This is a genomic window from Phaeodactylibacter xiamenensis, from assembly GCF_000759025.1.
GTDB classification, from domain to species: domain Bacteria; phylum Bacteroidota; class Bacteroidia; order Chitinophagales; family Saprospiraceae; genus Phaeodactylibacter; species Phaeodactylibacter xiamenensis.
Map to the genome: position 1 here is coordinate 148,911 of NZ_JPOS01000075.1, position 12,251 is coordinate 161,161.

At 55.1% G+C, this 12,251-nt stretch carries 12 protein-coding genes; 2 read left to right on the plus strand and 10 right to left on the minus strand.

Going from position 1 to position 12,251, the window contains the following annotated elements; all coding sequences use genetic code 11:
- Nucleotides 1–6 precede the first annotated feature (6 nt).
- The 7 genes from IX84_RS19005 to uxuA all read right to left on the minus strand — a co-directional run bounded on the left by IX84_RS19005 (nucleotide 7) and on the right by uxuA (nucleotide 7,180).
- Entirely contained in the window at nucleotides 7–1,293 is a 1,287-nt protein-coding gene (locus IX84_RS19005) for a TRAP transporter large permease (RefSeq protein ID WP_044224292.1), read from the minus strand.
- Nucleotides 1,294–1,302: 9 nt separating this feature from the next.
- Nucleotides 1,303–1,770 carry a TRAP transporter small permease gene (locus tag IX84_RS19010; protein ID WP_044224294.1) on the minus strand — a complete coding sequence of 156 codons (468 nt, stop codon included), beginning with the start codon at nucleotides 1,768–1,770 and terminating at the stop codon, nucleotides 1,303–1,305.
- Nucleotides 1,770–2,750 (minus strand): TRAP transporter substrate-binding protein, encoded by a 981-nt coding sequence (locus IX84_RS19015; RefSeq protein ID WP_044224296.1) that lies wholly within the window; start codon nucleotides 2,748–2,750, stop codon nucleotides 1,770–1,772. The genes IX84_RS19010 and IX84_RS19015 overlap by 1 nt, the downstream gene beginning before the upstream one ends.
- The gene (locus IX84_RS19020; protein WP_044224297.1) at nucleotides 2,747–3,424 is read right to left on the minus strand and encodes a bifunctional 4-hydroxy-2-oxoglutarate aldolase/2-dehydro-3-deoxy-phosphogluconate aldolase; all 678 of its coding nucleotides are present in this window, start codon (nucleotides 3,422–3,424) and stop codon (nucleotides 2,747–2,749) included. Before IX84_RS19020 ends, IX84_RS19015 begins: the two co-directional genes overlap by 4 nt.
- Before the next feature lie 101 nt (nucleotides 3,425–3,525).
- On the minus strand, nucleotides 3,526–4,563 hold the full coding sequence (locus tag IX84_RS19025; RefSeq protein ID WP_044224300.1) for a sugar kinase: 1,038 nt from the start codon (nucleotides 4,561–4,563) through the stop codon (nucleotides 3,526–3,528).
- Between the two features lie 14 nt (nucleotides 4,564–4,577).
- Nucleotides 4,578–6,002: a glucuronate isomerase gene (gene uxaC, locus IX84_RS19030; RefSeq protein ID WP_044224302.1), complete on the minus strand. Its 1,425-nt coding sequence runs from the start codon at nucleotides 6,000–6,002 to the stop codon at nucleotides 4,578–4,580.
- A gap of 5 nt (nucleotides 6,003–6,007) precedes the next feature.
- Nucleotides 6,008–7,180: a mannonate dehydratase gene (uxuA, locus tag IX84_RS19035; RefSeq protein WP_044224304.1), complete on the minus strand. Its 1,173-nt coding sequence runs from the start codon at nucleotides 7,178–7,180 to the stop codon at nucleotides 6,008–6,010.
- A gap of 275 nt (nucleotides 7,181–7,455) precedes the next feature.
- Between uxuA and IX84_RS31230 the strand changes: the two genes are divergently transcribed.
- Nucleotides 7,456–9,132, plus strand: a complete 1,677-nt coding sequence (locus tag IX84_RS31230; RefSeq protein WP_052516209.1) for a methyltransferase domain-containing protein — start codon at nucleotides 7,456–7,458, stop codon at nucleotides 9,130–9,132.
- Nucleotides 9,133–9,135: 3 nt separating this feature from the next.
- Nucleotides 9,136–10,083, plus strand: a complete 948-nt coding sequence (locus tag IX84_RS19045; RefSeq protein WP_044224306.1) for a hydrogen peroxide-inducible genes activator — start codon at nucleotides 9,136–9,138, stop codon at nucleotides 10,081–10,083.
- A gap of 1 nt (nucleotide 10,084) precedes the next feature.
- Here IX84_RS19045 and speD read toward each other — a convergent pair whose 3' ends face one another.
- The 3 genes from speD to IX84_RS19060 are packed head-to-tail and all read right to left on the minus strand — an operon-like array spanning nucleotide 10,085 to nucleotide 12,225.
- Nucleotides 10,085–10,459: an adenosylmethionine decarboxylase gene (speD, locus tag IX84_RS19050; protein WP_044224308.1), complete on the minus strand. Its 375-nt coding sequence runs from the start codon at nucleotides 10,457–10,459 to the stop codon at nucleotides 10,085–10,087.
- Between the two features lie 28 nt (nucleotides 10,460–10,487).
- Nucleotides 10,488–11,684, minus strand: a complete 1,197-nt coding sequence (locus tag IX84_RS19055) for a glutathionylspermidine synthase family protein (RefSeq protein WP_052516210.1) — start codon at nucleotides 11,682–11,684, stop codon at nucleotides 10,488–10,490.
- Nucleotides 11,677–12,225 (minus strand): hypothetical protein, encoded by a 549-nt coding sequence (locus tag IX84_RS19060; protein ID WP_044224309.1) that lies wholly within the window; start codon nucleotides 12,223–12,225, stop codon nucleotides 11,677–11,679. The genes IX84_RS19055 and IX84_RS19060 overlap by 8 nt, the downstream gene beginning before the upstream one ends.
- Between the last annotated feature and the right edge of the window lie 26 nt (nucleotides 12,226–12,251).

Genomic DNA, 12,251 nt, shown 5'->3' on the forward strand with positions numbered 1-12,251 from the left:
GTTTTTTTAGTAGCCAAATACTTCGGGCAGCCACAGGGAAAGCCCCGGTACATAGGTGACAATGAGCAGCGCAACAATCATGGCAATAAACAGCGGCAGCAGCGGTTTGACGACTTTCTGAATGCTTGTGCCGGCTACACCGACGCCCACAAACAATACCGATCCCACCGGAGGCGTGCACAGCCCAATGGAAAGGTTCAGTACCATGATGATCCCGAAGTGGACCGGGTCCATACCCATTTCCTGCACCACCGGCAGAAAAATGGGCGTGAAGATGAGCACCGCCGGCGTCATGTCCATAAATACGCCCACAAACAGCAGGATCAAATTGATAATCAGGAGGATCACCACCGGGCTGTCGCTCACCGATAGCAGCAGTGCGGTAATCTGCTGGGGGATATTCTCAAATGCCATAATCCAGGACATGCTCATGGACGTACCAATGAGCAGCATCACAATCGCTGTGGTACTGACCGCGTGCAGCAGGATGTCCGGCATGTCAGTTGCCTTAAACTCCTGGTACCAGAAGCCCAGGACAAGGCAGTACAGGACTGCCACGGCAGAAGCCTCAGTTGCTGTAAAAATACCCACCACAATCCCCCCGATCACGATAACCAGCAACAGCAGGCTGGGCAGGGCATCCAGAAAAGTCCGGGCAACTTCCCGCAGCTGACTCCGTTCGCCCACGGGGTAGCCTTTCCGTTTGGCCCAGACCCCAGCGACAATCATGAGGAACAGGCCGGTAAGGATTCCCGGCAGGTACCCGGCCAGGAAAAGTGCCGCAATCGAAGCCCCACCACTGGCCAGGGAATAAACAATCAGGATATTACTGGGAGGAATCGTCATGCCGGTGGTCGCGGAAGTGATATTCACAGCTGCACCAAAGGATTTGTCATAGCCTTCGTCTTCCATACGCTTCCCCATAAATCCACCAATCGCGGAAGCGGCTGCTACTGCCGAACCAGAGATGGCCCCAAAAAGCATGGCAGCGATGATATTCACATGTGCCAGCCCACCGGGCAGGGCGCCCACCAGCGTTTTGGCGAAATCAATCAGCCTGCGGGCAATCCCACCCCGGTTCATCAATTGCCCGGCCAGGATGAAAAACGGAATAGCCAGCAGGGCAAAGCTGTCGAGCCCTGTGGCCATACGCTGAGCCACAGTAGTGAAAGCCGGCATAGCCGGTATGCTGACCAGCATGGTAAACAGGCTGGAAATGCCAATACTCCAGGCAATGGGGACCCCAATGCCCAGCAAAATCAGAAAGGATAAGACCAGAATAAGGACTTCCATAGGGTGTCTTTAGGCCTGAGCTTCGGCTGGGGCACCGCGCTCAGCGAGTTTGTAATAGATGATGAGTAGCCCGCTCACGGGGACAATACTGTAGACCACAGAAAGCGGCACCTGCAAGGCAGCGGAATATTGCCCAAGCTTGTAGGTGATGTAGACCAGGCGGGCACCACCAGCCACCAAAACCGTGGCGGCAAAGCCTGCCACCAGCAGGCGGATGGCCCACTGCAACCGCTGTTTAGCTGCGCCTTCCAGTCGTTCCGGCAGGATGTCGATAGCCAGGTGCTGATTTTGACCGGCTACATAAGCTGCACCCAGCAAACCAATCCAAATCAGCAGAAAACGGGCCAGCTCCTCTGTCCAGGGGCTTTGCGAGCCCACAATATAGCGGGTGAAGACCCCCCAAAGCACATCCACGGTCATGACAGCCATGAGCAAGGCCAGGAAATAGCCTACATACTTATTGATGTTGTTTCGCATTACTGTACGGCTTGAATTTGCTGAATCAGTTCGTAAATTTCGGGGTCATCCTTGTAGCGCTCGTAGATGTCTTCCACGCGTGCTGCAAAGGGAGACTTATCGGGGTAGTTGATTTGCACACCCGCGGCTTTGACCGCATCAAGGGCTTCCTGCTCTGAGGCGGCCCAGACTTTCCGCTGGTATTCTACGGAAGCATCCGCTGCTTCCTGCAGCCAGGTTTGTTCCTGTGCGGTCAGGCGCTCCCAGGTATTGGTGCCGATCAGCATCACATCGGGTACGGTGCTGTGCTCATCAATGGAGTAGTACTTGCAAACCTCATAGTGGCGGGAAGTATAAAAGCTGGGTGGGTTATTCTCCGCTCCGTCCACTACGCCCTGCTGCAGTGCAGTGTACAATTCACCAAAGGAAATTGGGGTAGGGGCGCCGCCCAGTGCCTTGACCATTTGCATGGCGGTCTGACTGTTCATCACGCGGACCTTCAGCCCATCGAGGTCATCCGGCGAATTAATAGGACGGTCTTTGGTATAGAAACTCCGGCTGCCGGCGTCGTAAAAACAAACACCCCGGAGCCAGTAGTTCTGGGCTTCCAGCAGAAGGCCTTTGCCGATAGGGCCGTTTAAGACCGCCCAGGCATGTTCGTCGTCCCGGAACAGATAAGGCAGGCCGAGCACCTTCATCCGGGGCGCAAAATTCTCCAAAACCGCAGCCGATACTTTTGTCATGCCCAGGCTGCCAATCTGTAGCAACTCCAGGCACTGCCGCTCGGAGCCCAGTTGGCCACTGGGGTAAATGTCAATGCGCATCTGCCCGTTGGACCGCTCTGCAACCTGCTCAGCAAAATAGACCATGCCCTTGTGGACGGGGTGGGAAATGTCCAGCCCGTGCGCCAGTTTGATGGCGGTCACGGAGTCCTGCTGACTACAGCCACTAATGAAGATCAACGCCACAGGAAGTAGCACTAATTGTAGAAATAGCTTCATGTCTGCTTCGGCTTTACTTCCTGAATGGTGTCGAGGGTGGCCCTGACATCGGCGGTCAGTTGGTCAAAGTCCCCACTTTTGAGCACCGACTTGGTGATCAGTTTGGAGCCCATGCCTACGCAGGTCACCCCGGCATCAAACCAGGACTTTAGGTTGTCCGGATCGGGCGAAACGCCGCCGGTAGGCATGATGCTGGTCCAGGGGCAGGGGCCTTTGATGGCTTTCACAAATCCTGGTCCGAGCGTGCTGCCCGGGAAGACTTTCACAATCTCCGCTCCCAGTTCTTCCGCCCTTGCAATCTCCGTAAGGCTGCCACAGCCGGGCGACCAGAGGACCTTCCGCCGGTTGCAAACGATAGCAATATCTTCCCGTAGTACCGGGGTGACGACAAAGTTCGCGCCCAGTTGCAGGTACAAACTGGCGGTACCGGCGTCCGTCACCGAGCCTACGCCCAGCATCATGCCCGGCAATTCCTTCAGGGCATATTTATTCAACTCCTGAAAGACCTCATGGGCGAAGTCGCCCCGGTTGGTAAATTCCAGTATGCGGGCACCCCCATCGTAGCAGGCCTTGAGGACCTTTTTGCACAATTCGATGTCATTATGATAAAACAGCGGGACCAGGCCGGTTTCCGCCATCGTCACCGCTACCTCTATTCTTGAATATCTGGCCATGAAAGGTTTGTTTTTTCTCTGTTGCTTACAAAAGTGTTTGGTCGCGCACGGGGCGCAACCAAACAACCAAAGTAGTGTATGAAACATAATTCTTTTTCCGGTTAGCGGCTCACCCGTCCGGAAGCATCTCCCTGCATCAGTTTCCTGACCTCGGCAACCGTAACCAAATTGGCGTCTCCATAAATGGTATGTTTGAGGCAGGAAGCGGCTACCGCGAAGTCGAGCGCCCGCTGATCATCATCCGGATACGTCAGCAGCCCGTAAATCAGGCCGCCCATAAAGCTGTCGCCACCACCTACGCGGTCCACGATATCCGTAATTTGATAGGTTGGCGCTTCGAAGAGGGTTTTTCCATCGTACAGCACCCCAGACCAGGTGTTGTGAGAAGCACTAATGGAGCCCCGCAGGGTAATGATTGCTTTTTTGCACCGAGGGAAACGCTCCATCAGCTGCTGGCAAACCGAGATATAAGCTTGTGCATCAATGGTGTCCCCTTTAGTGACATCCACGCCTTCGGGCTCAATTCCAAAGTGCTTTTCGGCATCTTCCTCGTTGCCCAGGATGACGTCACAGCCCGCCACGAGTTCAGGCATAACCTCATCGGGTTTTTTTCCGTATTTCCATAGGTTTTTCCGATAATTGAGGTCAGTGGAGACGGTAATGCCCATACGATTAGCTGTTTGTACCGCTTCCAGGCAGGCGTCGGCCGCGCCCTGAGAAATGGCCGGGGTGATGCCGGTCCAGTGGAACCACTGCGCATCCTGAAAGACTGTTTCCCAGTCAATCATGCCTTTTTCGATAGTAGCCATGCCGGAGTGAGCCCGGTCATAGACCACCTTGCTGCCGCGGGCCACCGCACCAATTTCCAGAAAGTAAATGCCCAGCCGTTCACCACCACGGGCAATATGTTGCGTGCCCACATTGCGCTTACGCATTTCCATCAGGGCGCACTCCCCAATATCATTGTCCGGCAGTCGGGTGACAAACTCAGTCGGGAGCCCGTAGTTGGCCAGAGATACGGCCACATTCGACTCTCCACCACCGTAGATCACGTCGAAGGAGCTGGCCTGAGACAAGCGCCGGTAGCCAGGAGGCGTCAGGCGCAACATAATTTCACCAAAGGTGACGATCTTTTTCATTTGATTTAGCAACTTTAGAAGTTAAAGTAATTTTTCGCATTGTGGTAGCAGATGTCCGCTACGATTTTGCCCAGCCACTCGACGTCATTGGGCAATTGTCCGTTGTGGACATCCCTGCCAATCAGGTTGCAAAGGATGCGCCGGAAGTATTCGTGGCGTGGGAAGGACAAGAAGCTGCGGCTATCTGTGAGCATGCCGATGAAGCAGCTGAGCAGACCAAGGTTGGACAGGGCATTCATCTGCTTTTCCATACCGTCTTTCTGATCAAGGAACCACCAGCCGGAGCCAAACTGCATCTTTCCGCGCACGCTGCCGTCGTTGAAATTCCCCGCCATGGTGGCGAAGATTTCATTGTCCGCCGGGTTGAGGTTGTAGAGAATGGTCCTGGGCAATTGATCGCTGCGGTCGAGGGTGTCGAACAGCCGGGATAGCCCCTGTGCCTGCTTCCAGTCGCCCATGCTGTCGAAGCCGGTATCCGGCCCCAGTTGTTGCATCATGCGGGAGCTATTGTTGCGCAGGGCGCCCAGGTGCAGTTGCCACACCCATCCTTTCTGATGATAGAGTTTACCTAGCTCGGTCAGCACAGCCGTGCGGTATTTGGCGCAAGCCTCCGGAGACAATTCCATACCGGAACGCTTGTCTGCAAAGGCCTGCCGGGCTTCTGCCATCGTCCACTCCACTGCATCCACGCACTCCAGCCCATGATCGGCCAGCCGGCAGCCCCGGTCATGGAAATACTGAATGCGTGATTCGAGCACCGACAGCAACTGATCCAGGGTCTGAATATCTGCACCCGCTAACGCTTCCAGTTTGTTGATATAGTCGTTAAAGGTTGCTTTTTCAATCAGGATGGCTTTATCGGGGCGGAAGGCCGGCAGCATGCGCAAATCACCGTCAGCGTCTGCCATTTGCTCGTGGTGAGCCAGGTCGTCCACGGGGTCATCTGTAGTGCAGACCAGCTCTACGTTCTGCTGCCTGAGCAATCCACGGGCGCTGTGGGAAGCTTGCTGCAACTGTTCAGTAGTGATATCGTAGACTTCATCCGCCACATCCGGATGGAGCAGGTCGGTCACCCCGAAGTATCGCTGCAGCTCCAGGTGGGTCCAGTGGTAGAGCGGGTTGCGCATGGTATAGGGCACAGTTTTGGCCCAGGCGCGGAACTTCTCCCGGTCCGGCGCATCACCGGTGATAAAGCGCTCATCCACGCCGAGGGTCCGCATGGCCCGCCATTTGTAGTGGTCTCCGTCCAGCCAAACCTTGGTGATATTGGCAAACTGTGCATCTTTGGCGATGGCGTCCGGTGGCAGGTGGTTATGGTAATCGATGATGGGTTGCACTTTGGCGTAATCGTGGTAAAGTGCACAGGCGACTTGATTTTCCAGCAGGAAATCTTCGTTCAGAAAAGGCTTGATCCGCTGTTGCGTAATAGTTGATGACATTGGCGCTAATAATTTAGAGTTTGCAATAATCCGTACTCCAGCCCTCGCAGTTCGGCCAGCCCTCTGAGCCGACCGATGGCAGAATAACCGGGATTGACTTTTTTGCCGAGGTCGTCCAGCATCTGATGCCCATGGTCCGGGCGCATCGGAATGGAGCGCTCCCGGCTTTGCTGCAGCCGGACAATTTTTTTCATTACTTCGTACATATTTGTGCTTCCCGCAAGATGGTCATCTTCGTAGAAACTGCCGTCCTGCTCTCTCCGCACATTCCGGAGGTGGAAAAAGTGGATGCGTTGGCCAAACTGCTCAATCATAGCCGGGAGGTCATTATCTGCCCGGGCACCATAGGAACCGGTGCAGAAGCAAAGCCCATTGTTGGGGTGGTCTACACCTGCCAGAATCGCCGCTGCATCCTCCGCTGTGCTCACAATACGGGGCAGGCCGAGGATAGGAAAGGGCGGGTCATCAGGATGGATGGCCAGAAAAACGCCCGCCTCAGCCGCTGTTGGTGTAATGGCGCTCAGGAAGTCAATCAGGTTTTGCCGGTATTCCTGTGGCTTAATATCCTGATACAGGGCGACCTTACGGCGCAGGGCTGCGAGATCATAGCCTTCATCTGTGCCCGGGAGCCCGGCAATGAGGGTACTGATCAACTCCTCTTTTTCGGAAGCTTTCATTTGCCCGAAGTAGCCTCTGGCCCGCTGCAGCTGTTTGCTGTCGTAATTTTGTACCGCTTTGGGCCGCTCGAGGATGAAAAGATCAAAAGCCGCCAGCGCAGTTGCATCGTAGCGCAGGGCACGGGATCCGTCCGCTACTTTGTAATGCAAATCGGTACGGGTCCAGTCGAGGACCGGCATAAAGTTGTAAGTCACCACCGGAATACCACAAGCCCCCAGGTTGCGCAGGGTTTGCTGGTAGTTTTCGGTATAGCGTTTCCAGTCGCCGGTTTTGCGCTTGACCTCATCGTGCACGGGCACGCTTTCCACGACCGACCAGGTCAGCCCGGCGGCCTCAATCTTTGCCTGATGGGCCCGAATGGCTTCCACCGGCCACACTTCACCAATCGGGATGTGGTGCAGGGCACTTACAATACCGGTTGCTCCGGCCTGCCTGATATCCGAAAGGCTTACCGGGTCCTGATCACCAAACCATCGCCAGGTTTGTTCCAACTGCTTCATGGGTGCATTTTAGGAATGTGATATTTGTTACTTTCTTAGGGGTCCGTCCTATCTTTACCTGTAACCTTACGGATAAAGATAAAGACTCTAAATTTACAGCTTAGCAGCTTTTGCCTTGATAATGCCCAAAACCCGCCCGATGGTTGGTTTTGTTCCTCATCAAAGCAAAATCCAATTGAAAAACTTATTTTTCGAGAAGCCCTTACCAGACGAAGCTTAAACTTTGAAAGGGATTTCCTATTAGTTAGGTAAATAAATGATCAAAAAGCAGTTTAATGTCAGCAGTGCGATTTAGAGTAGGCGGCGTACCGGAACATTTCAATTACCCGTGGTATATGGCGGGAGATGATCATCCAAAATTTGAATGGGTGGTACAGCCCGGCGGCACCGGTGCGATGTGCGAAGGGCTGCGGAGTGGTGCATTGGATATTGCCCTTCTGTTGACGGAAGGGGCGGTGGCTGACCTGCACAAGGGCAACCCCAGCCAAATTATAGGGACCTACGTGTCCAGCCCACTCACCTGGGGCATACATGTTGCGGCTGGCAGCCCTTATCAGTCGGTGGAAGACCTGGAGGGCAAAGTCTTTGGCATCAGCCGGTACACTTCCGGTTCTCACCTGATGGCTTACGTCAACGCCCGGCAGCTGGACTGGGATACGAGCGCGCTGCAGTTTGAGGTGGTCGGTAATTTCGAAGGGGCCCGCCAAGCCATGCAGGAGGGCCGCATTGATGCCTTCATGTGGGAAAAATACACCACCAAGCCTACTGTGGACAGCGGAGAATGGCGCCGCCCGGGCGTATGCGTGACGCCCTGGCCCTGCTTTGTACTCGTGGCCCGGGAGGAGATTGTTGAACAGTATCAGCCCGAATTGCTGGAGCTTATGCATGATATCCGGCAGCGACTAGATCATACGGACCGGACGGAAAAACTGAGGTTCATCAGTGATCATTTTAAATTGCAGCCCGAAGACGTAGCCGATTGGTATAGTCAGACCACCTGGAGCTGCGCCCCGGCGATTGCAGCCTCGGAGCTGGAAAAAGTACAGCACGACCTGCAAGCCCTGGGCATTATTGATGCGCCGGTCCCGCCCCGTCAGCTTTGCGCGCCCTTCGTAACCTTTGCCGAAGAAAACCTTTCCTCCGTAATGTACAACTGGCGGGTAGAAAGTGTCTACAAAAAACTGGAGGAGGAAGGCCTGGCGGAAGGCCGGCTGCAATTAAGCGACCTGCTCGGGCTCGGGCACCTGGACCAATACCACTACCTTGGAGCTGAAGCTTGTTATGAAGTGGCGGAAGCATTGAGTTTGGAAGACAGCGACTATGTCTACGATGTCGGCAGCGGGGTAGGGGGTACCGCCAGGGTACTGGCCGATTGCAGCGGCTGCCGCGTCCTTGGCGTGGAATTACAACCAGAGCTGTGCCGTTTGTCCACGGAGCTGACCCGGAGGGCAGGGCTTTCAGACCGGGTGGAATTCCGGGCAGGCGATCTGCTGAATTACGATTGGGAAGGAACATTCGACCACTTCATTTCCCTCCTGGTCTTCCTGCATGTACCAGACCGGGCCAAAGTGCTGGCACATTGCCATAAAGCTCTGAAACCCGGCGGGCGGTTTTTTATTGAGGACTTTGTGGTCCGTAATCCACTGAGTACCAAGGAAGCCCGACAGCTAAAGGAAACCGTGAGCGCTCAGTCTGTCAGTAACACTGAAGTGTACCTTCAGGCATTGGAGCAGGCGGGCTTCACAGACTTAAAAGTCGTAGAAATGGACACCCTTTGGCGGGAATGGACCCGTAAACGGTTTGATGAATTCAAAGGCAATCAGGCAGCCCACCGTTCATTCTACGGGGAGGCTCTTTTTGAGAACCGCCTGTCTTTTTATCAAACGATTGCCGATCTATTCGCCGGGGGCAATCTCGGAGGCGTCCGGATTACCGGGCGGAAGAAATCCTAAACGATGACACTGACCCAACTAGAGTACATCATTGCGGTAGACAATGAAAAGAGCTTTGCAAAAGCGGCCAAATCCTGCCGGGTGACGCAGCCAACCCTGAGCATGCAGGTGAAGAAACTGGAGGAAGACCTCGGTGTACTGCTTTTCGACCGCTCCAAGAAGCCCATTTTGACTACGGACATCGGGCAGCGCATCGTCAGTCAGGCCCGGACCATCATCCGGGAAACGAGCCGCATACCGGAACTAATCCGGGAGGAACAGGAAATGGTGAAAGGCGAGCTTAGGGTGGGCGTTATCCCGACCCTTGGCCCTTATCTGCTGCCGATGTTCCTGCCCCACTTTATGCAGGCCTATCCAGATGTTCAACTACATATTCAGGAGTTGCTGTCGCACGAAATCATGGACCGCCTCAGAGCCGATCAACTTGATGTGGGCTTGCTGGTCACGCCCATTCGCTCCGATGGCTTCACGGAAATTCCGCTGTTTTACGAGACCTTTGTGGTGTATATGTCCACCTCCCATCCGCTAACCGACAAGGACCGGATCGATTTTGAGGACCTCAACATAGAGGATATGTGGTTGCTGCAGGAAGGCCACTGTTTCCGCTCTCAGGTCGTCAACATCTGCAGTGAGCAGCAGGAACAGCATACGCAGCGGGGGTTACGCTTCGAAAGTGGCAGCCTGGAAACCCTCCGCCGCATTGTGGAACGGCAGTATGGCTACACCCTGCTGCCGGAACTGGCCACCCTGGAGCTTTCCGAAGAACTGTACAACAAGCACGTCCGTACCTTCCGCAATCCCCAACCGGTACGGGAAGTCAGTATTGTCCTGAGGCGCAGTTTTATGAAGCGCCGGCTGGTTGACCTCCTGCAAAAAGCCATTTTGGAGGCCGTACCGGATATTCTGAAGAATAGCAAGCGTGGAAGGAAGGTAGAGTGGGAGGGGTATTGATTTACAACCCTTTCCCCCGCTCATACAGCTTCCAGTCCGCCGTTTCCGCCCGGAAAGCCTGAATAAGGTATTCAATACCCGCCTCCAGGTCAATCTCCCCGCAGGTAAAAATATCAACCGCAGCGTACCGGTGCTCCGGCCAGGTATGCAGCGTCAGGTGGCTCTCCTGAATAATGACGACCCCGGAAATACCGTAGGGCGAGAATTGATGAAAATTGGAAGTCACCACCGTTGCTCCCATAAGTTCTGCAGCGGCTTTCAGGAACTCTTCCAGCTCCCCTTCCGCCTTGAGGGGCTCCGCCGGGCATTGGTAGAGCTCGAGCAGTACGTGTCTGCCCAGAGCTTGAGTAACGGGAAGTTGGATAGGCCGGGTCATAAGGCTTGGTGGTTTTTTTCGGATGAAGTCAGGTCGAAATATAATGGCCGACAAATTCAGCGTCGTCATCAACGATGAGGCCATCCTGCCGCCGGAAACAAAGCGCACAGGCTTCTCCGCCCGCGATGTAAACGCTGGGCTGATAGCGGTCGCCATCACTGTCTACATTAAACGGAGCAAGTTGCTGATAAATGCGTGGCAGGTCGCCATAATCGCCATCGTTTTCCGCAATGGACTGCGGGCTGCCATCAAACAGGCGCACGTTGTCACCAGTCCGGCCGTAGATGGGCTTTTCCGCATAGCGGTGGTCCGGGAAATCCGCTGCGCTCCGGCTCGCCTTTAGCATAGCCGGGTGCAATCCGCCTAATTCTTCCAGCAGTGGCAGCAAGGCTTTGGACTGCAGCAGCATGCTGTACGCCGGATTGAGAATGACACACAGATCCCGCTTAATGATTTGCGTAAGCAGGCTCATCAGCTCCGGCTCCTCGTAGGCAATGAATTCCCAGGGCGCCATTTTGAATACAAAATCGTAGCGGAGGTATTCATCGGGCTCGACTTCCAGGAAGATGCCCTCTTCTTCTGAGAAAATAACTTCCTCCATCGGGGCGCGGTGGACCTCTTCGAATCCCGCCTGTTTCGCTGCCATTTCGATGACATCCAGGTTGAGCCAGTCTTCTTCGTGCCCCAGCCCGATAAGCAGCAGGTTGGCGGGCCGGTTAGGATAGCGCTGCAGGATTTTTTGCAGCCCCTTCACCAGTCCGGTACGCAGGTGGTTCCACTGCCGTGCATTTTTGCGTTCGCGCCTCGGGAGCAACTCCAGCATCATCGGCTGCACGCTGAGGGTTTCGGGCATAAGTGAGAGGGTATCCCCGTTGAATTCCAGCATTTTCAGAGGCACATCGTCCAGTCCGCCCGCGAAGTCAAAGCGGCCGACCAGGTGATTGCCCCATTCCCGTCGCAGGGAGTAGTCGACGGCCTCGACTGCATTGGGTGGTATGCCCGCTGCTTCCCAGAGTTCCTGCTCGCCAACTTTCCGGATGGCGAGCAACAGGCGTTCGTACAGCTCACCGGCCGGCTGGCTGAAGGCAGCGATCTCGTTATCAGCTAACCGGAGCAGCTCCGGGGCGAAGTAGTCGTGGTTGTCCCCTTCGATAAACCACTCCAGGCCTCGTTTGCGGAGCTGCTTCGGGCTGAGCCGCCCTGTTTCAGTCAGGCGCCTATCCACCGGACGAACGGGTTGAGCGGGAACCTCCGTAGCCAGACTTCCCTTTGGAAGGGCGGGAAGAAGTGGTGCGGGAAGTCGCATTGCGGAAGCGGGTGCCAGTGGTGCTGCTCACCCGCTGATAAGTAGACTGGTTGACATACGCACTGGGGCGCGGGCGGAAACTGCTCCGGCTCCGGCCCAGCATATAGCCCATCATACCGTAGGAGACGATGCTGAACATGGAACTATGCCGCCGGTAATGATGGTGACGGTGGTGTGTGGTATCCTGTGCCGCCTGCGCCAAGGTACTGTCGTTCATCATTTGCTGCATTTCACTCAGCGGAATGGTGTCTGTGGTATTATCGGCATATTTGGCGATGATGGCGCTGGCGCTTTTGCTTTCCACCATTTGTTCGTCCTCGATCTTGAATTCGCCTTCGCTGACCTCCCGCACGGTGGTCACAATACCGGCATCCTGATCAACGCGCTGAGCGCCGCCGCATCCGGAAAGGATAAGCGCTAACATCAGGGCACTGGCAAAGGCAGTAGTATGTTTTCTCATATTTTCAGGTATAGGGTTACAAAATA

Coding starts and splice junctions, on each gene's coding strand:
- IX84_RS19005 (WP_044224292.1), bottom strand. CDS start 1,293: ATGGAAGTCCTTATTCTGGTCTTATCCTTTCTGATTTTGCTGGGCATT.
- IX84_RS19010 (WP_044224294.1), bottom strand. CDS start 1,770: ATGCGAAACAACATCAATAAGTATGTAGGCTATTTCCTGGCCTTGCTC.
- IX84_RS19015 (WP_044224296.1), bottom strand. CDS start 2,750: ATGAAGCTATTTCTACAATTAGTGCTACTTCCTGTGGCGTTGATCTTC.
- IX84_RS19020 (WP_044224297.1), bottom strand. CDS start 3,424: ATGGCCAGATATTCAAGAATAGAGGTAGCGGTGACGATGGCGGAAACC.
- IX84_RS19025 (WP_044224300.1), bottom strand. CDS start 4,563: ATGAAAAAGATCGTCACCTTTGGTGAAATTATGTTGCGCCTGACGCCT.
- uxaC (WP_044224302.1), bottom strand. CDS start 6,002: ATGTCATCAACTATTACGCAACAGCGGATCAAGCCTTTTCTGAACGAA.
- uxuA (WP_044224304.1), bottom strand. CDS start 7,180: ATGAAGCAGTTGGAACAAACCTGGCGATGGTTTGGTGATCAGGACCCG.
- IX84_RS31230 (WP_052516209.1), top strand. CDS start 7,456: ATGTCAGCAGTGCGATTTAGAGTAGGCGGCGTACCGGAACATTTCAAT.
- IX84_RS19045 (WP_044224306.1), top strand. CDS start 9,136: ATGACACTGACCCAACTAGAGTACATCATTGCGGTAGACAATGAAAAG.
- speD (WP_044224308.1), bottom strand. CDS start 10,459: ATGACCCGGCCTATCCAACTTCCCGTTACTCAAGCTCTGGGCAGACAC.
- IX84_RS19060 (WP_044224309.1), bottom strand. CDS start 12,225: ATGAGAAAACATACTACTGCCTTTGCCAGTGCCCTGATGTTAGCGCTT.